Source organism: Pseudomonas vanderleydeniana, assembly GCF_014268755.2.
Lineage (GTDB): Bacteria > Pseudomonadota > Gammaproteobacteria > Pseudomonadales > Pseudomonadaceae > Aquipseudomonas > Aquipseudomonas vanderleydeniana.
Genome location: NZ_CP077093.1, coordinates 1,243,633 through 1,265,239, shown reverse-complemented (window position 1 = coordinate 1,265,239; position 21,607 = coordinate 1,243,633). Strand labels below are relative to the sequence as shown.

The 21,607-nt window shown below is 62.2% G+C and carries 20 protein-coding genes; 11 read left to right on the top strand and 9 right to left on the bottom strand.

Annotated elements, in window-relative coordinates; translation table 11 throughout:
- Positions 1-70 precede the first annotated feature (70 nt).
- A complete protein-coding gene (locus HU752_RS05635) occupies positions 71-1,234 on the top strand; it encodes a 1-acyl-sn-glycerol-3-phosphate acyltransferase (protein ID WP_186686189.1) in 1,164 nt (387 codons plus the stop codon).
- 150 nt (positions 1,235-1,384) lie between these two features.
- Here the strand turns inward: HU752_RS05635 and HU752_RS05630 are convergent, their stop codons facing one another.
- Positions 1,385-1,672: a hypothetical protein gene (locus tag HU752_RS05630; protein WP_186686386.1), complete on the bottom strand. Its 288-nt coding sequence runs from the start codon at positions 1,670-1,672 to the stop codon at positions 1,385-1,387.
- Between the two features lie 202 nt (positions 1,673-1,874).
- On the opposite strand from HU752_RS05630, the gene HU752_RS05625 reads away from it, so the two are divergent.
- Positions 1,875-2,081: a hypothetical protein gene (locus HU752_RS05625; RefSeq protein ID WP_186686192.1), complete on the top strand. Its 207-nt coding sequence runs from the start codon at positions 1,875-1,877 to the stop codon at positions 2,079-2,081.
- A gap of 76 nt (positions 2,082-2,157) precedes the next feature.
- Here HU752_RS05625 and HU752_RS05620 read toward each other — a convergent pair whose 3' ends face one another.
- Positions 2,158-2,742 (bottom strand): YajG family lipoprotein, encoded by a 585-nt coding sequence (locus HU752_RS05620; RefSeq protein WP_186686195.1) that lies wholly within the window; start codon positions 2,740-2,742, stop codon positions 2,158-2,160.
- Positions 2,743-2,942: 200 nt separating this feature from the next.
- Here HU752_RS05620 and HU752_RS05615 point away from each other — a divergent pair, with 200 nt between their 5' ends.
- Positions 2,943-3,176 (top strand): hypothetical protein, encoded by a 234-nt coding sequence (locus tag HU752_RS05615; protein WP_186686388.1) that lies wholly within the window; start codon positions 2,943-2,945, stop codon positions 3,174-3,176.
- Between the two features lie 728 nt (positions 3,177-3,904).
- Positions 3,905-5,413, top strand: a complete 1,509-nt coding sequence (gene mqo / locus HU752_RS05610) for a malate dehydrogenase (quinone) (protein WP_186686205.1) — start codon at positions 3,905-3,907, stop codon at positions 5,411-5,413.
- Between the two features lie 69 nt (positions 5,414-5,482).
- Here the strand turns inward: mqo and HU752_RS05605 are convergent, their stop codons facing one another.
- The gene (locus HU752_RS05605; protein ID WP_186686208.1) at positions 5,483-5,770 is read right to left on the bottom strand and encodes a PA4642 family protein; all 288 of its coding nucleotides are present in this window, start codon (positions 5,768-5,770) and stop codon (positions 5,483-5,485) included.
- Positions 5,771-5,832: 62 nt separating this feature from the next.
- Positions 5,833-6,327, bottom strand: coding sequence for a hypothetical protein (locus HU752_RS05600; protein WP_186686210.1), 495 nt, complete (start codon positions 6,325-6,327; stop codon positions 5,833-5,835).
- A gap of 144 nt (positions 6,328-6,471) precedes the next feature.
- On the opposite strand from HU752_RS05600, the gene glsB reads away from it, so the two are divergent.
- The gene (gene glsB, locus HU752_RS05595) at positions 6,472-7,380 is read left to right on the top strand and encodes a glutaminase B (RefSeq protein WP_186686212.1); all 909 of its coding nucleotides are present in this window, start codon (positions 6,472-6,474) and stop codon (positions 7,378-7,380) included.
- Between the two features lie 43 nt (positions 7,381-7,423).
- Here glsB and kdgD read toward each other — a convergent pair whose 3' ends face one another.
- Positions 7,424-8,335, bottom strand: a complete 912-nt coding sequence (gene kdgD, locus HU752_RS05590; RefSeq protein ID WP_186686214.1) for a 5-dehydro-4-deoxyglucarate dehydratase — start codon at positions 8,333-8,335, stop codon at positions 7,424-7,426.
- A gap of 224 nt (positions 8,336-8,559) precedes the next feature.
- Between kdgD and HU752_RS05585 the strand changes: the two genes are divergently transcribed.
- Together HU752_RS05585 and HU752_RS05580 are read left to right on the top strand one after the other, a co-directional pair.
- Positions 8,560-10,209: a phospholipase gene (locus tag HU752_RS05585; RefSeq protein ID WP_186686216.1), complete on the top strand. Its 1,650-nt coding sequence runs from the start codon at positions 8,560-8,562 to the stop codon at positions 10,207-10,209.
- Between the two features lie 14 nt (positions 10,210-10,223).
- A complete protein-coding gene (locus tag HU752_RS05580; protein ID WP_186686218.1) occupies positions 10,224-10,412 on the top strand; it encodes a hypothetical protein in 189 nt (62 codons plus the stop codon).
- 186 nt (positions 10,413-10,598) lie between these two features.
- Here HU752_RS05580 and HU752_RS05575 read toward each other — a convergent pair whose 3' ends face one another.
- The 4 genes from HU752_RS05575 to HU752_RS05560 form a co-directional block, all read right to left on the bottom strand.
- A complete protein-coding gene (locus HU752_RS05575; RefSeq protein ID WP_186686220.1) occupies positions 10,599-11,345 on the bottom strand; it encodes a FadR/GntR family transcriptional regulator in 747 nt (248 codons plus the stop codon).
- 71 nt (positions 11,346-11,416) lie between these two features.
- Positions 11,417-13,147 carry an ABC transporter ATP-binding protein/permease gene (locus HU752_RS05570; RefSeq protein ID WP_186686223.1) on the bottom strand — a complete coding sequence of 577 codons (1,731 nt, stop codon included), beginning with the start codon at positions 13,145-13,147 and terminating at the stop codon, positions 11,417-11,419.
- Between the two features lie 96 nt (positions 13,148-13,243).
- Positions 13,244-13,804, bottom strand: a complete 561-nt coding sequence (locus HU752_RS05565; RefSeq protein WP_186686225.1) for a response regulator transcription factor — start codon at positions 13,802-13,804, stop codon at positions 13,244-13,246.
- Entirely contained in the window at positions 13,801-15,060 is a 1,260-nt protein-coding gene (locus tag HU752_RS05560; RefSeq protein WP_186686226.1) for an ATP-binding protein, read from the bottom strand. The genes HU752_RS05565 and HU752_RS05560 overlap by 4 nt, the downstream gene beginning before the upstream one ends.
- 218 nt (positions 15,061-15,278) lie before the next feature.
- Here HU752_RS05560 and HU752_RS05555 point away from each other — a divergent pair, with 218 nt between their 5' ends.
- From HU752_RS05555 to HU752_RS05540, 4 genes are all read left to right on the top strand, one after another.
- Entirely contained in the window at positions 15,279-15,989 is a 711-nt protein-coding gene (locus HU752_RS05555) for an SIMPL domain-containing protein (protein ID WP_186686234.1), read from the top strand.
- Positions 15,990-16,095: 106 nt separating this feature from the next.
- A complete protein-coding gene (locus HU752_RS05550; RefSeq protein WP_186686236.1) occupies positions 16,096-17,697 on the top strand; it encodes an ABC transporter substrate-binding protein in 1,602 nt (533 codons plus the stop codon).
- Positions 17,698-17,956: 259 nt separating this feature from the next.
- The gene (locus tag HU752_RS05545; protein WP_189656752.1) at positions 17,957-19,582 is read left to right on the top strand and encodes an ABC transporter substrate-binding protein; all 1,626 of its coding nucleotides are present in this window, start codon (positions 17,957-17,959) and stop codon (positions 19,580-19,582) included.
- 298 nt (positions 19,583-19,880) lie between these two features.
- Positions 19,881-21,479, top strand: coding sequence for an ABC transporter substrate-binding protein (locus HU752_RS05540; protein ID WP_186686238.1), 1,599 nt, complete (start codon positions 19,881-19,883; stop codon positions 21,477-21,479).
- Positions 21,480-21,607 lie beyond the last annotated feature (128 nt).

The following is a 21,607-nucleotide window of genomic DNA, read 5'->3' as shown; positions in this document are numbered from 1 at the left end:
TTCCAATCGGGCTTTGTTATTTATCACTCAACCCTCTACTTACCCTAGCCGTTTCCAACAAGAGAGCATGATGGGCGAATTCGATGCCATCCGACCCTACGACGACTCCGAGGTGCCAGCCGTGCTGGCCCGGCTGCTCGGCGACAAGGCGTTTCTGGATATTCTCACGCACTTCCGTTTCCCGCGCCTGGTCGGCGCCTTCGGCTGGCTGCTCAGGCCGCTGATCGCCTACCGGTTGCGCCGTGAGTTCGCCGACGTGAAATGCGTGGCGACCCTGCAGGACAAGATCGAGGTCTACGTCGACAACACCATCGAGCGGGCCACCGACGGCGTGACCTATACCGGCGTCGAGCAGTTCAAGTCCGGCACCGCCTACCTGTTCCTGGCCAACCACCGTGACATCGTGATGGACCCGGCCTTCGTCAACTACGCCGTCTACCACGCCGGCCTGCCGACGCCGCGCATCGCCATCGGCGACAACCTGCTGCAGAAGCCGTTCGTCAGCGACCTGATGCGCCTGAACAAGAGTTTCATCGTGCACCGCTCGATCAGCGGGCGGCGGGAAAAGATGGCGGCCTACCAGTTGCTGTCGGCCTATATCAACCACTCGATCCGCAACGACTGCCAGTCGATCTGGATCGCCCAGGCCGAAGGCCGGGCCAAGGACGGTGACGACCGCACCGAATCGGCCATCCTGAAAATGTTCCACATGAGCCGCAAGGACGAGCCGTTCGCCGAGGTCATCCAGTCGCTGAACCTCACCCCGGTGTCGATCAGCTACGAATACGACCCCTGCGACCTGGCCAAGGCCCGCGAGCTGTACATCCGCGCGACCACCGGCAGCTACAGCAAGGCACCGGGCGAGGATGACGTGAGCATTGCCAAGGGCATCACCGGCTACAAGGGCCGGGTGCATGTGAACTTTGCCGCGCCGCTGAGCGGGGTCTTCGAGGACACCAAGGTACTGGCACAGGAAATGGACCGGCAGATCCTCGGCGGCTACCGGCTGTTCCCGGTGCACTACCTGGCCTACGCGCAATGGAGCGAAGCCGATCCGCAACTGCAGGTGCCAAAGGCCGCCGAACTGTTCCCGGCCGAGGAACTGGGCAAGGCCCAGGAGCAATGGCAGAGCCGCCTGGACGCCTGCCCGGCCGAGCACCAACCGTATCTGGTGCAGCAATATGCAACCCCGGTTCGCAACCAGTACCGGGTGAAGGCCGGGCTGCCGCTGTAATGGCGTAGTCCCACAGTGGTGGCAGGGCTTGCCGGCCTATTCGCGGGCAAGCCCGCTCCCACAGGCCAGCCGGTTGGCTGCAGGCGGTACTCCGACAATTGGCCAAAGGTGGCCATTCACCGGAAAGCCATGCCCAGGCAAGGGTAGGCTCTACAACCGGGTGCTGATCCAGGACACCAGCAGCGCCACCGCCAGGCACGCGAAGCCGAACCGGTAGAAGAACCGGTTCGCTCGCACCACCCGTGAGTCGAGCAACAGCAGCGGCTGATCGATCGACCGCCCTTCACTCTGCATCTCCAGCTGTTCCAGCGCCCGCTGCTCGCGGCGGCGTGTGAGCTGCAACAGCCACGCCCCCGGACAGGCCACCAGCAAGGCAAACAGGTTGAGCCACTTGGCCGGATGACCGGCGAATGCGCTCCAGATCAGTTGCAACGACATCATGAACCCTCAGGTAACCCGCGCCTTTACGAACACCCGACAAACGGCGGGTAGCCGTCGCCGCGCACTCAGGTATGGGAACACCCGTGCGTTACAGTTTCCTGTGTCCGGCTTCATACAATTTACGGATTAATTTGCGCTGTCACCTGAACGTCACCTTAACAGGCCACCCTGTCGCCCTCGATTATTCACGGAGCTTGTCATGCTGCACGCCAACAACCAGGATCGCCTGTACCTGATCGCTCCCAGCGAGGAACAGGAAGCCCTGGTCGACGCCATGTCGTTCAACGTCCAGGACCGCCACTGGCTGGTCTATTGCGCCCTCGGTGGCCATCAGCATGCCGACCTGCCGGAAGCCGACCTGACGACCGGTGTAAGCCTGCTGGACTTTCATATCGAAGCCGCCTGACGAACGGCAGGCCATGACCAGACACGCAATAAAAAGCCCGGCTTCGACAGCCGGGCTTTTTCGTTACCGCACCAGGTTACTGGCTCAGCAGGCGACCGATGCTCGGGTCCTTGAAGACCCGGGTCAACGCGTCGCTCAGCACGTCGCTGATCAGCTTGGTGTTGGTCTGCTCGTTCGGCGCCATGCCGAAGCGCTGGTTCAGCGATGCGCCGTACTGGCCGCTGTAGCGCTGGTTGGCGTTGGTCACGTCGGAACGGAAGTTCGCACCGATGGTGGCCTCGGTCACGTAGGTGGTGTCCTTCGGCGACTGGTAGGTCAGGTCCGACAGGGTCACCGTCAGGGTCGGGGCGTTCATCGCATTCGGCGTCGGGGTGAAGCCCAGCAGACGGACAGCGGCTTCGGCCTGGGCCTGCAGCCTTGGCACCAGGTCGGCGCCCTGGACGGTAATGGCGCTGGTTTCAGGGTAGAGGCCACCACGGGTCCCCAGTACCGGCGAGCGACGACCGTCGACCACCCTAACGACCACTTGCTGACCATGTCCCACCGGGGCGAGCTGGGTAGTGAGCGTGGGTTGCGGGCTAAGCTGCTGAGGACTGTTGGCACAGCCGACCAGGGTCAGGCTGGTCACAGTGATCAAACCGAACAACAGGCGTTGCAACATGCGCATCTCTCCAAGGACTAGGCACAATCAGGCCGTCAGTATAGCCGCGCACGTGCGCCGCTAACCAGACATCGCCCCGCAACGCGCCCGGACAGGGCATCCCGGGCGCTCGTGTCACATTTAATTCACCGTCCTTACACGAGCACGTAACCGCCCTCCCCCAGCATCACAACCATAACGGGACAACCGGTAACGTGATGATGGAATTCCTCTGGCAGCTGTTCTTCCCCCGCAAGCCCAAGCGCAGCTTCGCCCGGCTCGGCGCCGACGGCCGCTGCCAGGCCTTCAAGCAGTGCGACCTGCCTCCGTCGGGTGACGGCTGGGTCGAAGTCGAGGAAATCCGCCTGGCCTGGATGCACCAGCCACTGCCTGCCAGTGCCCGTGTCAGCCCCCGCACGCAGCACTCGCGGCGGGCCCTGCCGTTGACCATCTGACCAGATGGCTAATAAAAGTCATTCAACAGGGTCATTTCTGCGCATTTCTTGGTTACAATCTCCCCCCGATTATAAGGACGTCTCCTGATCGGGCCTCGCAGTACCGCCGATGCACCTGCATTGGTCCCCCGCACCGCCCACAGAGAGCCGCCCACACAGATCGAGTGAAGTCGGCGTGCTTGCTGCTGCACCTGCAACCCACCGTTTTACCGAATCTGCCAGAGCTGCCTTTGTGCTCGTTCACTGAGCTGTTTGCCCGTACGCCAGCCCCTTTCAGGCCGGCATTTGCTTCGCGGGCCCGGTGATAGGCCGCGGCAGCCCTTTTTTGAGGTTCACGTCTTCAAAAGAGCGTGAAAAAACGGGTATTCACTACTTCACGAGAGTGTGGCGAGCAAATGAAAAGTTTTGCCTCTGGAAATGCACCATCAACGTCGCTAGCGACTCGATCAAACAGGACCCGATATTCCCAGGCAGGGGCTTGAGCCTGTCCGACTACGGATTTGGTTGCACGAACGGATGCCCTCGACCATAAGTCGAATTGCCGGAGGTTGCCTGAAATGCGTTCATACGCACCTCAAGCCCACCGACAGCGTCCGCTGAAGTTGCAAAGAATTGCGAAAAATCGGACATGGCGAACCTGGCCATGAGTGACACCGGGCTGAAGTTGCCCTGTCAATTCCTGGCGGCCATGCCGTCAATGTGGTGCTGCAGATTTTGGAGACGCGTTAATGGCGCATAACGAAGCAGTTGATGTGGTCCTGGTTGGGGCTGGCATCATGAGTGCGACCCTCGCGGTGCTGCTCAAGGAGCTCGACCCCGCGATCAAGCTGGAAGTCGTCGAGCTGATGGACTCCGGTGCCGCCGAGAGTTCCAACCCGTGGAACAACGCCGGGACCGGCCACGCCGGGCTGTGCGAGCTGAACTACACGCCACAGGCTGCCGACGGTTCCGTCGACATCAAGAAAGCCGTGCACATCAACAGCCAGTTCGAGGTGTCCAAGCAGTTCTGGGCCTACCTGGCCAAGAAAGACACCTTCGGCTCGTGCAAGTCGTTCATCAGCCCGGTGCCGCACCTGAGCTTCGTCCAGGGCGAGAAGGACATCGGCTTCCTGAAGAAGCGTTTCGAGGTGCTGCACCAGCACCACGCCTTCGCCGAGATGGAATACACCGAAGACCGGGCGAAGATGGCCGAATGGATGCCATTGATGATGCCGGGCCGTCCGGTCGACCAGCCGATCGCCGCGACCCGCGTGCTCAAGGGCACCGACGTGAACTTCGGCGCGCTGACCAACCAGTTGCTCAACCACCTGACCAGCGCCCCGGGCACCCAGGTCAAGTACTGCAAGCGCGTGACCGGCCTCAAGCGTAATGGCAACGGCTGGACCGTGAGCATCAAGGACGTGAACAGCGGCAGCAGCCGTGAAGTCGACGCCAAGTTCGTCTTCCTCGGTGCCGGTGGCGCTGCATTGCCCCTGCTGCAGGCTTCGGGTATCGAGGAAGGCAAGGGCTTCGGCGGCTTCCCGGTCAGCGGCCAGTGGCTGCGTTGCGACAACCCGGAAGTGGTCAAGCATCACCAGGCCAAGGTCTACAGCCAGGCGGCCGTGGGCTCGCCACCGATGTCCGTGCCGCACCTGGACACCCGCGTGGTCGATGGCAAGAAGTCCCTGCTGTTCGGACCCTACGCCGGCTTCACCACCAAGTTCCTCAAGCACGGTTCGCTGTTCGACCTGCCGGGCTCGATCCGTGCCGGCAACATCGGCCCGATGCTGGCCGTGGCCCGGGACAACATGGACCTGACCAAGTACCTGATCAGCGAAGTGCGCCAGTCGATGGAACAGCGCCTGGACTCCCTGCGCCGCTTCTACCCTGAGGCGAAAGCCGAGGACTGGCGCCTGGAAGTGGCCGGCCAGCGGGTGCAGATCATCAAGAAGGACCCGAAAAAGGGGGGCGTGCTGCAGTTCGGTACCGAACTGGTTGCAGCCGGCGACGGCTCGCTGGCCGCCCTGCTCGGCGCCTCGCCAGGTGCCTCGGTGACCGTCTCGATCATGCTGGAACTGATCGAACGCTGCTTCGCCGACAAGGCCAAGGGTGAGTGGGCCGCCAAGCTCCAGGAAATCTTCCCGGCACGGGAGAAGGCCCTGGCTACCGATGCGGCGCTGTATCGCCAGATCAATGCCCAGAACAACATCAGCCTGGAGCTGGTGGAGCCGAGCAGCGAGACCGAAAGCTACGCCTGAGGTCTTCGCAGCATGAAAAACGCCCCGGCCTGTTGAGGTCCGGGGCGTTTTTTTTCGGCTGTGGAAAACTCAGCCGCGAGCGTTGTTGATCAGCTCGATGTAGTCCGGCGCGTTGCGCTGGTCCTGGATCAGGGCGACGAAGTCCTGGCCATGCTCGTCCTTGCCGTCGAGGTCGTAGCCGGCTTCCTTGAAGAACACCAGGAAACGCTCGAAATCATCGATGCGCAGGCCGCGGTAGGCCTTGATCAGCTTGTGCAGGGACGGCGAAGTCGCATCGGCCGGTTCGAAGTCGAGGAACAACTTGATCTGCGCATCGCCGATCTCGTCACCAATCACCTGTTTCTTGTCTTTGCGCATTACCGGCTCCAGCCACAGATATTACACGGGGCGGGCAGTTTACCCCCGCATCTGCTCCGGTCTCAACGAGTACGAACTGATCCGGTATGCAGGTCGGCCCAGATATGACCGTTGGCGTAGCTCAGGAACTGGCAGTACACCGTATCGTTACGCAAAAGGTCCATGACCACCCGGTACTGGGTCAGCGGGTAATACAGGTTGAGGGTCTTGCTCGCCTCGTCGAACATCGGCTTTTTCAGGCTCTTGCTCTCGCCGTCGAAGCTGATCAGCACCTGGCTGACGGTGGCCCCCTTACTCAGCGGCTTGCCCTTGAGGCGCACCAGCAGCGGCGAGGTCACCGGGATCGGCTGCTGGTTGGACTGGCGCTGGCTGCCGATCACCACCGAATACTCGGTGACCTGCAGCAGCTGTTGCTGCTCGGGCTCGGCGCTGCGCAGCGACAGGTCATCCGGCGGCAGGTACTGCGCGTGCAGGGGCGGGCTCGGCGCGGCATCGACGGTCAGGGGCAGTCCGGCGAACATCAACAATGTCGCGGCATGGCGGATCGAAACGGGCATGGCAGGCTCCAGGGCGCTTGGCAGGGCACTCTAGCACAGAGCAAGGCGCTTGCTCGGCAACAAAGACTGTGCTCCAAAGCCTGCGCCGGGCGTCTAGCTGCTTGTAGTCCCGCAACCCCGCGGGAAGTGACTGCGAGCCCGAGCATGCAAGCGCTGTTGAACGAAATCCTCGATGAAGTGCGTCCCCTGATCGGCCAGGGCAAGGTGGCCAATTACATCCCGGCGCTGGCCGATGTGCCGGCCAACCAATTGGGCGTCGCCGTCTACGGCAACGACGGCGAGCTGTACTACGCCGGCGATGCGCAGACGCCCTTCTCGATCCAGAGTATTTCCAAGGTGTTCAGCCTGGTCCAGGCGATCAACCACTCCGGCGAAGCGATCTGGGAGCGCCTGGGTCACGAACCGTCCGGCCAACCGTTCAACTCGCTGGTGCAGCTGGAGTTCGAACGCGGACGTCCGCGCAACCCCTTCATCAATGCCGGGGCCCTGGTGATCTGCGACATCAACCAGTCGCGCTTCGCCGCCCCGACCCTGTCGATGCGCGACTTCGTGCGACGCCTGTCCGGCAACATGCAGGTGATGGTCGACGGCAAGGTCGCCGATTCGGAATACCAGCATCGCGCCCGTAACGCGGCAATGGCCTACCTGATGCAGTCGTTCGGCAACTTTCACAACGATGTGGAGACGGTGCTGCGCAGCTATTTCAGCCATTGCGCCCTGCGCATGAATTGCATCGACCTGGCCCGCGCCTTCGGCTTCCTGGCCAACGACGGCTTCTGCAAGCACAGCGGCGAGCAGGTCCTGACACCGCGCCAGACGCAGCAGGTCAACTCGATCATGGCGACCAGCGGGTTGTACGATGAGGCCGGCAATTTTGCCTACCGGGTCGGCCTGCCGGGCAAGAGCGGCGTGGGGGGCGGGATTGTCGCGGTGGTCCCGGGACGGTTCACCATCTGCGTGTGGTCGCCCGAGCTGAACAGCGCCGGCAACTCGCTGGTGGGGATGGCGGCACTGGAACTGCTGAGCCAGCGGATCGGCTGGTCGGTGTTCTGATCCAGGGCCGTGCGCGATGCACGGCCCTGGCTGGCCGGGCCGGTTACTGGGCGCCCTGCTTGTCGATCAGGGCGGCCAGGGCCTCGTACTCCTGCGCGGTCAGGTCGGTCAGCGGGGTACGCACCGGGCCTGCGTCGTAGCCGGCGATCTTCGCACCGGCCTTGACGATGCTCACGGCATAGCCGGCCTTGCGGTTACGGATGTCCAGGTACGGCAGGAAGAAGTCATCGATGATCTTGCTGACGGTGGCATGGTCATCGCGGGCAATGGCGTTGTAGAAGTCCATCGCGGTTTTCGGGATGAAGTTGAACACCGCCGACGAGTAGACCGGTACGCCCAGGGCCTTGTAGGCCGCCGCATAGACTTCAGCGGTCGGCAGGCCGCCCAGGTAGCTGAAACGATCACCCAGGCGGCGACGAATCGACACCATCAGCTCGATATCACCCAGGCCATCCTTGTAGCCGATCAGGTTAGGGCAGCGCTCGGCCAGCTTTTCCAGCAGGTCGGCGTTCAGGCGGCAGACGTTGCGGTTGTACACCACCACGCCGATTTTCACCGATTTGCACACGGCCTCGACGTGGGCGGCCACGCCGTCCTGGCTGGCTTCGGTCAGGTAGTGCGGCAGCAGCAGCAGGCCCTTGGCGCCCAGGCGCTCGGCTTCCTGTGCATATTCGATGGCCTGGCGGGTGGAGCCACCGACACCGGCGAGGATCGGTACGCTGCCCGAGCAGGTGTCGACCGCGGTTTTCACCACTTCGGAGTATTCACTGGCCGCCAGGGAGAAGAACTCACCGGTACCGCCCGCAGCGAACAGGGCCGTTGCACCGTACGGCGCCAGCCATTCCAGGCGCTTGATATAGCCAGCGCGATGGAAGTCGCCCTGGGCATTGAAATCGGTAACCGGGAAAGACAGCAGTCCGGAGGAGAGGATGGACTTCAGTTCTTGTGGATTCATTCTTCGAACACCCTGGAAAGCACGTTGTGATGAAAACGACGCGACGGCATCGCCAAGTCGTACGTCATCGTACAACTTAAATTATAAAGGTCAACTGCTATCGGTCAGGCGATCTCACAGACTTTTCAGTCCTTGACGTAGGAATTATTCCATCTATGATCAGATTTAACTGTACAAATATACAGTTAAATTGAACAAAACGATGACATATCAAGGAGCTAGAAATGTCAGCCATTGAACGCACGCAGCAGCAGAACCTGCTGCACGACGGCAAGCTGATTGCCGCACTGGACGACCTGTTCAACGAACAGGGCATTACCCTCCCCGGCGACGGCAGCCACATCGTCCTGCTCGCCGAAGGACATCACACCGTCAAGTACCACCGCCCCGAACACTTGCCGAGCGGGCCAGGTAGCGGGCTCAAGGCGTCGCCACAGGTTCGCTTCGAAGGCGGTGAACACACCGCGATCGGCGACGGCACCCTGCTGCGTTTCGCCGAGAACGCCCCGGCCATTCCCGCCTGGCAGGTGCAATTGCATCTGAACAACGGCCTGGCCCTGACCTACGGCCAGGTGATTGCCCTGGGCGGCGACTTCTACGGCATTCCGGATCGGCCAATCGCCGACGGCGGCACCCCGCAGGAACGCCAGGCACGCTTTCGTGCAGCCTTCGACTCGCTGGCCGTACTGCCTGCCTCGCGCGAAGAGGCACAGAAAATCCTGCAAGTGATGAAGACCGAAATCAACGCCGCCAACCAGGCGATCAGGGACGGCCGGCAACCACACGAAGCCTACGATGAACTCGGCGATACCCTGTCGGGCGAATGGAACAGGATCACGGGTGGCGGCAGCATTGCCTCGCCCCTCTTCCCGCTGGGCCGCTACCTGAAGCTGGCCGCCAGCAACTGGGACCACTTCGGCGAATGGGCCCTGCTCGCCTACCAGGCCGGGCATGCGGTGGCGTTGCAGCAGGCCCTGGTGGCCCGCCAGAGCGGCAAGGACCAGGACCTGGAACTGGCCTATGCGATGAACGCCTTTGCCGACCACTTCCTCACCGACCTGTTCTCCGCCGGGCACCTGCGCGTCCCCCGCAAGCAACTGGCCGACAGCGTCACCCCGAGTGACGTCGGCTCGCTGATCTCGCGGTTCATGCACGACGAGGACAGCCAATACGGTCTGAAAGTCGGCAACGCCCGGGGTGAACAGTGGAACTGCTACGGCGACAAGCGTTACTTCGACACCCTCGACAACAGCAACCGTCATCAGGTCAAGCAAGCGGTACAACAGTCGGCGGACGAGGTATTCGCGGCCTATCTCAGCGGAGTCGTCACGCCACTGGAAAGCTATGCCGCCCTGCGCTCGGTGCCGGACCTGGTCAAGGTCGCAGACGGCCAGGACCGGCTGAACTTCGCGCCACTGTTCGCCCTCAAGGGCAAGACCGTGCTGCGGCGCCAGGACGTCAATGACCTCAATGATCGCCATCAAAGCGATAGCTGGTGGGGCTGGAGTACCTATCTGCTGCTCAAGGACTACAAGCCGAACAAACCCGCCGGCTACCTGAACCCGCCCGGCGTGGCCCCGACGATCCAGGCCGATGGCTGGCAGAGCCATACCGCCAGTGAACCGAACTGGTTGCCAGGCAATGCGGTGCGCTACGCCTTCAGCCACGGCAAGGGGCTGGATGAATCCTACACCGGTCCCTGGACCGCCTATGCCGAGCTGACCGATCGTTTCCAACCGACCCTGAACGTGCCGTTCGATGCCGCCGTCGGCGCAACGGCACGCAACGTGTTCCGCCAGTTCCGCGGTGGCTCGCCCGAACTGATCGGCACACTGGGCAACCCGGCCACGACCTTTATCGACAACCATCAATGACAAGGAGATCAGCGATGACCTTTACCGCAAGATTCGAACTGGCGTCCGGCCAGTCGCTCAAGGATATGCCGCTGGAACTGCTGGCCGACGGCGTGGCCGTCGCCCGGGCAAAGGCGGATGAAACCGGGAAAGTGCTGTTCGAGGTGTCAGCGACAGCCACACGCTGGGCGATACGGGTGGATCGGACGATCCTGGGGGCCTAGGCAGCCAGTTGAAAGGCGTTATCGTTTTTTCGCGGGCAAGCCCTGCTCCTACAGGTTGCTGTGATCATGGGAGCAGGGCTTGCCCGCAAAAAAGATAACGCAAGCCTGCTAGTGGCCTATGTGGCTAATTCGCATACTCAACTTCGAGTCCAAGGGTTTGGGTATCCGAACTAACCGTACAGGCCACTAGTTCTGCGCCTCGGCCTCTTCGTGGGCCTGGCGCAACCGCTCGCGGCTGTTGGTCAGGTGCAGGCGCATCGCCGCCCGTGCCGCATCGGAGTCCTGGCGGGCGATCGCTTCGTAGATTTCCTCGTGCTCGCGGCCCAGCCGGTTCATGTAGTGTTGCTGGTCGTCATGGGCCAGGCGCGCGGAGTTCAGGCGGGTCCGCGGGATGATGCTGGTACCCAGGTGGGTCATGATGTCGGTGAAATAGCGGTTGCCGGTAGCCAGGGCGATCTGCAGGTGGAACTGGAAATCCGAGGCCACCGCATCGCTGGCATGGGACACGCTGTCGTTCAGCGCATCCAGTGCCGCGCGCATCGCTTCCAGTTGCTCGGGCGAACGCCGCTGCGCTGCGAGACCGGCCGATTCCACTTCCAGGCTGATACGCAGCTCGAGGATCGCCAGCACATCGCGCAGGGTCACCACCGTGGCCGGGTCGATCCGGAAACCGCTCGGGCTCGGCGTGTCCAGGACGAAAGTGCCGATACCGTGGCGGGTTTCCACCTGCCCCGCCGCCTGCAGGCGGGAAATGGCCTCGCGCACCACCGTGCGGCTGACCCCATGGGCATCCATGATCGCCGACTCGGTAGGCAGCTTGTCGCCGCGCTTGAGTTGACCATCACGGATCTGCTCGGTCAGGACCGTGACCAATTCCTGGGCAAGACTGCGGCGCTTACGAGGTGCGCGGAGCGCGGCGCTCTGGTTTTCCATATCGAACATCTATCTCGGCTGAACGGCTGAGCCCCATCATAGCTCAACCAGGTTGTACGATCACCGTCTGACTATGCGCCGACGGGCTCTTGAGTGACCAGATGTCCCTGTTCGATACGCAAATGCCGCGGATGGAACTTGTTCAGGCTGCTGCGGTGGCCAACGCTGACAATACTCAGGCCGGGGATCTGGTCGATCAATGCCTGGTACAACGCCGCTTCGTCTTCCTCGTCCATGGCCGCCGTGGCTTCATCGAGGAACAGCCATTGCGGGGCATACAGCAGTGCCCGGGCGAAAGCCAGGCGTTGTTGCTCTCCCGGCGACAACATCCGCTGCCAATGATTGCTCTCATCCAGCCGGCCGGCAAGATGCGTCAGGCGGCAGGTCTGCAGCACCTCCTGATAACGCGGGTCCGGATAAGCATCGCCGGACTGTGGATAACTCATCACCTCGCGCAGGCTGCCAATCGGCAGGTAGGGTTTCTGCGGCAGGAACAGCGAACGTGCCGCCGGCAGGCGGATGCTGCCGGAACCTCGTGGCCAGAGCTTGCCCATGGCCCGCAGCAGGGTGCTCTTGCCGCTGCCGGACCGCCCGCTGAGCATCAGCCGTTCGCCCGCAGCCACCGTCATGCTGGCACCGGCCAGCAGGTGCCGGCCATCCGCCAGGTCCAGCGCCAGGTTGCTCACCTGCAGGGTATCGCCCTGGGCCTGCACGTCGATTGCCGCGACGCGTTCCTCGTTGTCGAGCATGGCTTGGCGGAAACTCAACAGACGATCACAAGTGGCTTTCCAAACGGCGATGTTCGAATAGGCGTCGATGAACCAGCTGAAGTTTTCCTGCACGTTGCCAAAGGCCGAGTTGATCTGCATCAGCTCGCCCAGCTGGATCTTGCCGGCGAAGTAGCGTGGCGCGGCAACGATGAAGGGGAAGATGATCGCGATCTGCGCGTAGCCGGCCGTGAAGAACGTCAGCCGCTTGGTCACCCGCATCAGCGCCCAGTAGTTCGACCAGACCTTGCCGAAGCGGCTGCCCAGGCGTTGTTTCTCGTTCGGTTCGCCATCGTACAGCGCGATGCTTTCGGCGTTCTCGCGCACTCGCACCAGGGAGAAACGCAGGTCGGCCTCGAAGCGCTGTTGCTGGTTGTTCAGCGGGATCAGGTTGCTGCCGATCACCCGCGTCAGCCAACTGCCGACGGCCGCGTAGAGAAAGGCGCACCAGAACATGTAGCCGGGAATGGTGAGGCCGAAGACCTCGATGCTGCCCGAGACGCCCCAGAGGATGATCGAGAACGACACCAGGCTGACCACCGTGCGGAACAATCCCAGGGTCAGGGTCAAGGTGTCGCTGGTGAAGTTGTTGAGGTCTTCGCTCAGCCGCTGGTCCGGGTTGTCGGTGTGTCCGCCCGACTCCATCTGGTAGTAGTTCTTGTGCTCGAGCCAGCGCTTGAAATGCTGCTCGGTCAGCCAGCGGCGCCAACTGATGGTCAGCATCTGGGTCAGGTACAGGCGGTAGACCGCACCCAGGATGGCGACGGCGGCAATCACGCCGAAATACAGGATCAGGTGCCAGAAGGCCTCGCTGTTCTTTTCCTGCAGCGCGTTGTAGAAATCCTTGTACCAACTGTTGAGCCAGACCGAGATGCCGACGCTGAACAGCGTCAGCACGACCACGCTGATCAGCAGCAGCCAGGCCTTGCCCTTCTCTTCGCTGCGCCAGTAAGGCGAGGCCAGCTGCCAGACCCTACGAAAGAAATGCCCTTTTACTGCATCGTTGACCGCGGAATATTCAGCGTTCTTAGTCATTCTAAGGCTCGGTTGGCGTAAGAAATTTCACCAACCGATCATAGATGATTCGCCCATGCAGGCGTGCAGATTGAAAGGGTTCCGTTCAGCGCCAGTTCAGCGGCGCACCGGCCGCTTCTGCAACTTGCGCTGCAAGGTCCGCCGGTGCATGCCCAGCGCACGGGCGGTCGCGGAGATATTGCCTTCGTGCTCGGTCAGTACGCGCTGGATGTGCTCCCACTGCAGGCGGTCCACCGACATCGGGTTTTCCGGCACCAGGGTGTCGAGGTCGGCGTGCTCGGACAGCAGCGCCGCCAGCACATCGTCGGCATCCGCCGGCTTGCACAGGTAGTTGCAGGCACCGCGCTTGATCGCCTCGACGGCAGTGGCGATGCTGGAATAGCCGGTCAGGATCAGCACGCGCATCTCCGGGTCCAGCTCCAGCAGCTTGGGCAGCAGCACCAGGCCGGAATCGCCGTCCATCTTCAGGTCCAGGGCGGCGTAGTCCGGCACGTCCTGCTGGGCCAGGATCAGCCCCTCTTCGGCGGAACCGGCGATGCTGACGCGGAAACCGCGGCGGCTCATGGCCCGCGCCATCACACGGGTAAAGGTGGCGTCGTCGTCCACCAGCAACAGGTGCGGCAGTTCCTCGCCTTCGACCTGGATCTCGTCACTCATGCTTCGTCTCCTCGGGCAACACGGGGCAGGCGCAGCTCGGTGAGCGTGCCACCTTCCTCATGACTGTAGAGTTTCACCGAGCCGCCGGCGCGTGTCACGCTGGCCTTGCTCAAGAACAGGCCGAGGCCGAAGCCTTTGCCCTTGGTGGTAAAGAACGGTTTGCCGATCTGCTCGGCAATGGCCAGCGGCACACCGGCGCCGTGGTCGCGAATACTGATGGTGAAGTTCTCCTCGTCCCAGTCGAGTCGCACCTCCAGGCCCTCGGGGCAGGCGTCGGCCGCGTTGTTCAACAGGTTGAGCAGGGCCTGGGTCAGGTCCGGCGGCGGCGCCAGGCGCGGCACCTCGCCCTGGCCGAGGCGCTGGAAGCGATAACTGGCTTCCGGACGCATCAGGTGCCAGCGGTTCAGCGCCTCGTCGAGCCAGACAGTGACGTCCTGCATCTCGACCGCCAGGCGGCGATTGGCCTCGGCCGCGCGCACCAGTTGCTGCAGGGTTTCCTTGCACAGCTTGACCTGATCCTGGAGCACGCTCAGGTCATCCTGGAGCAACGGGTCCGGGTGGTCCTGGCGCATTTCCTTGAGCAGCACGCTCATGGTCGCCAGCGGCGTGCCCAGTTCGTGGGCGGCACCCGCGGCCTGGGTGGCCACGGCCAGCAGTTGCTGGTCGCGCAGCCCTTCCTCGCGGCGCAGGGCGCGCAGTTCTTCCTGGCGCCGCAGTTCCTCGGCCATTTTCGCGGCGAAGAAGGTGATCACTGCGGCCGCCAGGGCGAAGCTCAGCCACATGCCGTAGATCTGCAACTTCTCACGCGAGATCGGCAGGGTTTCCAGCGGGTAGAACTGCACCAGCAGCAGGGTGTACAGCGCCAGCGCGACACCGGAGAGCGCCAGCGAGAAACGCCAGGGCAAGGTCACTGCGGCGATGGTCAGCGGTACCAGGTAGTAGGAAACGAAGGGGTTGGTCGACCCCCCGGAGAAGTACAGCAGGGCACTGTGGATGAACAGGTCGCAGGCCAGTTGCACGGCGTATTCGAGCTCGGTGACCGGCCAGGTGGTGCGCAGGCGCACCACGGTGAAGGCACACAGCACCGCCGAGCAGGCCAGCGTGGTCCACAGCTGCAGCCAGGGCAGCGGCAGCAGTTCGAAGCCGTAGGCGATGCCTACCGAACCGGCCTGGGCAGCCAGCACCAGGATACGGATGAACGTCAGGCGCCAGAGGTTCTGGCGAGTCGCGGACAGCAATTGAAAGGGGGCGAGCATGAGCTCTCCTGATGAGCGCTCCAGGCGGACCCGGCAAGTATACCCAAGCCGGGCACCCGGCTGGGAAAAGTGCGGCAAACGGCCACATCTCCCGACAACATCGGCTTACATATGTATCGAAGTTGTAATTGGGTGAAACCGACGATAACCGCTAGAGTCTCATGGGTTCACGCGACCTCGCCCGCCGATCATCGCGTCCCGTACCCCAAGGAGTTTCTATGCAACGGTTCACTCGCAGCGCCACCCTGCTCGCCCTCAGCACCGCCACCCTGGCCAGCCTGCCGGCGTTGGCTGCCGATGAGCTTCATTACAACCAGGTCTCCCTGCGTGCCGAAGCCAGCCAGGAAGTGGCGCGCGACCTGATGATCGTCACCCTCTACACCGAGGCGCAGAACGCCGACCCGGCGAAGCTCGCCGCGCAGATCACCACCACCCTGAACAAGGCTCTCGGCGAGGCCCGTGAAGTGAAGGCCGTGACCCTGCGCCAGGGCTCGCGCAACAGCTACCCGATCTACGACAGCAAGACCCAGAAGATCACCGGCTGGCAGGAGCGCGCCGAACTGCGCCTGGAAAGTGCCGACTTCGCCGCCCTGTCCAAGCTGACCGGCGACCTGATGCAGACCCTGAAGATGGACAGCATGAACTTCACCATCTCCAACACGGCGCGCAAGACCAGCGAGGACGCCCTGCTCAAGGATGCGGTCAACGCGTTCAAGGCCCGCGCCCAGATCGCCACCGAGGCGCTCGGCGGCAAGAGCTACAAGATCGTCAACCTGAACCTCAACAGCGGCGGTTATCCACAGCCCTACGCCCGTGCGCCGATGATGATGAAGGCGGCCGCGATGGATTCCGCACCGGCACCGGAAGTCGAAGCCGGTACCAGTGAGGTGAAGATGAGCGCCGACGGCGTGATCGAAGTCCTGCAATAAGCCTGGAGAAAGCCCCTCCAGGTGCTTTCTAAGCGGCCCGCAACGGCGGTAACCTCGGTGACCGCCGTTTTTTTTTGCCCGTTGAAAAGCACTCCCAGGGGATTCCATGGAAAGAACCGTATTCAAACCGCTGCTCCTTGCTGCCGGCCTGCTGGCCTGCGCACCACTGGCCCAGGCCGCCAGCACCCTGGTCTACTGCTCGGAGGCCAGCCCGGCCGGTTTCGACCCCAGCCAGTACACCAGCGGTACCGACTTCGACGCCTCGGCGGAAACCGTGTTCAACCGCCTGACCCAGTTCAAGCGCGGCGGCACCGAAGTCGAGCCCGGCCTCGCCACGAGCTGGGAGGTTTCCCCGGATGGCCTGGCCTACACCTTCCACCTGCGCCAGGGCGTGAAATTCCATACCACCGACTATTTCACCCCGAGCCGCGACTTCGACGCCGACGACGTGCTGTTCACCTTCAATCGCCTGCTCGACAAGGACATGCCGTTCCGCAAGGCCTACCCTTCCGAGTCGCCGTACTTCACCGACATGGGCCTGGACACCACGATCAAGAGCATCGAGAAACTCGACGGCAACACCGTGCGCTTCAACCTGAACAATGTCGATGCGGCCTTCGTCCAGAACCTGGCGATGAGCTTCGCCTCCATCCAGTCCGCCGAATACGCCGGCAAGCTGCTCAAGGAAGGCAAGGCCGAAGAACTCAACCAGAAACCGGTGGGCACCGGGCCGTTCGTGTTCAAGCGCTACCAGAAGGATGCGCAGATCCGCTACAGCGCCAACAAGGCCTACTGGAAACCCGAGGACGTCAAGCTCGACAACCTGGTCTTCGCCATCACCCCGGATGCCGCCGCCCGCCTGCAGAAGCTCAAGGCCGGTGAATGCCAGGTCAGCGGCTACCCGCGCCCGGCCGACATCGAGGTGATGAAGCAGGACCCGAACCTGCAGGTGCTGCAACAGGCCGGCTTCAACCTGGGCTTCCTGGCCTACAACGTGACCCACAAACCGCTGGACCAGCTCAAGGTCCGCCAGGCACTGGACATGGCGATCGACAAGCCGGCGATCATCAAGGCGGTGTACCAGGGCGCCGGGCAACTGGCACAGAACGCCCTGCCGCCGGCGCAGTGGTCGTTCGACCCGAACATCAAGGATGCGCCCTACGATCCGACCAAGGCCAAGGCGCTGCTCAAGGAAGCCGGCGTCGCGCCCGGCACCAGCATCGACCTGTGGGCAATGACCGTGCAACGCGCCTCGAACCCGAATGCGCGGATGTCGGCACAGATGATCCAGCAGGACTGGGCCAAGGTCGGGATCAAGGCCAACATCGTCAGCTACGAATGGGGCGAGTACATCAAGCGCGCCAAGAATGGCGAGCACGACGTGATGATCTATGGCTGGACCGGCGACAACGGTGACCCGGACAACTGGCTCGGGGTGCTGTACAGCTGCGCGGCGGTCAAGGGCAGCAACTACGCCAAGTGGTGCAACCCGGACTATGACAAGCTGGTCCAGAAGGCCAAGCTGTCCAGCAACCGCGACGAGCGGGTGAAGCTCTACCAGCAGGCGCAGAAGATCCTCAAGGAACAGGTGCCCATCACCCCGATCGCCAACTCGACGGTGTTCCAGCCGCTGCGCAAGGAAGTACGCGACTTCAGGATCAGCCCATTTGGCCTCACGCCGTTCTACGGGGTAAGTCTCGATAAGTAACAGCAACGCCCCAACCGGGTGCGCCAAACGCCCCGGTTGCCCACTTGCAGTGCGCCGCCTGCACCGGAAAAAACCTGTGCAAACGGTCAAATGCGTCAACTTTTACACAATTGCGACATTCGTGTACGTTCGTGCCACACTTTGAGACTTGCGACCTCTCTGCATCTTGCAATGGGTACAGGGCCTGCATAAGTATCCGCAGGTCGACTCACGAGGTCGTCCTCACAACCAAAAATGACAACAAATCATGAGGCCACCAATGCTTAAAAAAGCAGTCATTCCGTTTTTAGTTGGCGCAGGCCTCTTGGCCAGCGCACCGTTCGCCCTCGCAGCGACCAACCTGGTGTACTGCTCCGAAGGGAGCCCGGCCGGTTTCGATCCAGGCCAATACACCGCCGGAACCGACTTCGACGCCTCTGCCGAAACCGTCTTCAACCGTCTGAGCCAGTTCGAACGTGGCGGCACCGCCGTGATTCCTGGCCTGGCAACCAGTTGGGACATTTCGCCCGATGGCCTGACCTACACCTTCCACCTGCGTGAAGGGGTCAAGTTCCACACCACCGATTACTTCAAGCCGACGCGCAATTTCAACGCCGACGACGTGCTGTTCACCTTCAACCGCATGCTCGACAAGGACATGCCGTTCCGCAAGGCCTACCCGACCGAGTTCCCGTACTTCACCGACATGGGGATGGACACCAACATCGCCAAGGTGGAAAAGCTCGACGACCATACCGTCAAGTTCACCCTCAAGACCGTTGATGCCGCCTTCATCCAGAACCTGGCCATGAGCTTCGCCTCCATCCAGTCCGCCGAGTACGCCGACAAGCTGCTCAAGGAAGGCAAGGCCAGCGACATCAACCAGAAGCCGATCGGTACCGGTCCGTTCGTGTTCAAGAGCTACCAGAAGGACTCCAACATCCGCTACACCGGGAACAAGGAGTACTGGAAGCCCGAGGACGTGAAGATCGACAACCTGATCTTCGCCATCACCACCGACGCCTCGGTGCGGATGCAGAAACTCAAGAAGAATGAATGCCAGGTCAGCGTCTACCCACGCCCGGCCGACCTCGCGCCACTCAAGGCCGATCCGAAACTGCAGATGCCGAGCCAGGCTGGCTTCAACCTGGGCTATATCGCCTATAACGTGATGCCGGTCCTCAAGGGCGAGACCGCCGCCAACCCGCTGGCCGACCTGCGCGTTCGCCAGGCGCTGGACATGGCCGTGAACAAGCCGCAGATCATCGAGTCGGTCTACCAGGGCGCCGGCCAGCTGGCCGTCAACGCCATGCCGCCGACCCAGTGGTCCTACGACACCACCATCAAGGATGCCAAGTACGATCCCGAGAAGGCCAAGCAACTGCTCAAGGAAGCGGGCATCAAGGAAGGCACCGAGATCAAGCTGTGGGCCATGCCGGTCCAGCGTCCGTACAACCCGAACGCCAAGCTGATGGCCGAAATGCTCCAGTCCGACTGGAAGAACATCGGCCTGAACGTGAAGATCGTCAGCTACGAGTGGGGTGAATACCTCAAGCGTGCCAAGGCCGGCGAGCAGCAGGCGATGATCATCGGCTGGAGCGGTGACAACGGTGACCCGGACAACTGGCTGAACGTACTGTTCGGTTGCGACGCCATCAACGGCAACAACTTCTCGAAGTACTGCACACCGAAATACGACAGCCTGATGAAGGAAGCCAAGTCGACCTCCGACCAGGCCAAGCGCACCGAGCTGTACAAGCAGGCCCAGCACATCCTCAAGGATGACGTCCCGTATACACCTATCGCGCACTCGACGGTGTATCAGCCCATGAGCGCTACCGTGAAGGACTTCAAGATCAGCCCGTTCGGCTTGAACTCGTTCTACGGCGTCAGCGTCAGCAAGTAAGGTCCCGCAAAGGCGACGTCCCGGTACGTCGCCTTTGCGCTACCCGCCAGAATTGCAGGAATTGCCCTCTCCCTGACCGTCCAACTTCGGAAGGATGAGTCAGAAGCGCAGTTTTTTCCTACAACTCTCTCAGGCTCTACGCATTTACGGCAGTGACTTGGCGCCATAACGTCAGGGCATTACCGACCAATGCCAACGAGCGGCACTGCTGCATTCGACTGACTGGGTTGGTGATGTCTCCATGCCCCAGGACATGGCAATTGCTCACCAACGACAATAAAAATGGATTGGGATCGTCATGCGCCATACCTTCGTTTTATCCGCTTTCATCGGCACCGCCCTGTGGGCTGGAGCCGCTTGTGCCCAGGCTGCCGGCAGCCTGGTGTTCTGCTCCGAGGGCAGCCCGGCCGGGTTCGACACCGCGCAGTACACCGCCGCTACCGACAATGATGCCGCCGAGCCGATCTACAACCGGCTGGTGGAATTCGTCCGGGGCGAGACCTCCGTCGCACCGGCGTTGGCCAAGAGCTGGGATATCTCGCCGGATGGCCTGGTGTACACCTTCCACCTGCGCGAAGGCGTGAAGTTCCACACCACCAAGTACTTCACCCCGCATCGCGACTTCAACGCCGACGACGTGCTGTTCACCTTCAACCGCATGCTCGATGCCGAACACCCGTTCCGCAAGGCCTACCCCACGGAGTTCCCCTACTTCACCGGGATGAGCCTGAACAAGAATATCGCCAAGGTCGAAAAGACCGGGCCGCTGACCGTGGTCATGACGCTCAACAGCGTCGACGCCGCGTTCATCCAGAACCTCGCCATGAGCTTCGCCTCGATCCTTTCCGCCGAATACGCCGAGCAGTTGCTCAAGGCGGGCACTCCGAGCGAGATCAACCAACAGCCGATCGGCACCGGGCCGTACGTGTTCCAGCGTTACCAGAAGGACACGCAGATCCGCTACGCGGCCAACAAGCAGTACTGGGACCCCAGCCAGGTCAAGCTCGACCAGCTGATCTTCGCGATCAATACCGATGCCTCGGTGCGCGTGCAGAAGCTCAAGCGCGATGAGTGCCAGGTCACCCTGCACCCGCGTCCGGCCGACGTCGCCGCGCTCAAGAGCGACCCCAAGCTGCAGGTGATCGAGAAGCCGGGCTTCAACCTCGGCTACATCGCCTACAACGTTCGCCACAAGCCGTTCGACCAGCTCGAGGTACGCCAGGCGCTGGACATGGCGGTGAACAAGCCGAGCATCCTCAACGCGGTCTACCAGGGCGCCGGGCAGTTGGCGGCCAATGCCATGCCGCCGACCCAGTGGTCCTATGACAGCACCGTCAAGGACGCCGCCTACGATCCGGAAAGGGCCAGGGAGCTGCTCAAGGCCGCCGGTGTCAAGGAAGGCACCGAGATCACCCTCTGGGCCATGCCCGTCCAGCGCCCGTACAACCCCAACGCCAAGCTGATGGCCGAGATGCTCCAGGCCGACTGGGCGAAGATCGGTCTCAAGGTGAAGATCGTCAGCTATGAGTGGGGCGAGTACATCAAGCGCACCAAGAATGGCGAACACGATATCAGCCTGATCGGCTGGACCGGCGACAACGGCGACCCGGACAACTGGCTCGGGACGCTCTACAGCTGTGACGCGATTGGCGGCAACAACTACTCCATGTGGTGCGACCCGCAGTACGACAAGCTGATCAAGCAAGCCAAGATCGTCACTGATCGCGAGCAGCGGACAGTGCTCTACAAACAGGCCCAGCAGTTGCTCAAGCAACAGGTGCCGATCACCCCTATCGCCCACTCGACGGTCAACCAGCCGCTGAGCGCCAAGGTGAATGACTTCAAGGTCAGTCCCTTTGGTCGCAACTCGTTCTCGGGCGTCAGTATCGAACAATAAAAAACCGTGACCCGCGCTGGGGGCGAATTTCGCCCTCACGCAATCTTGCAGCCGAAATTCGGCGAACCACTGCCAAGCAAACGTTTGCGACAAGAAAAAAAGAGTTCACCAAAAACAACCGGCATACC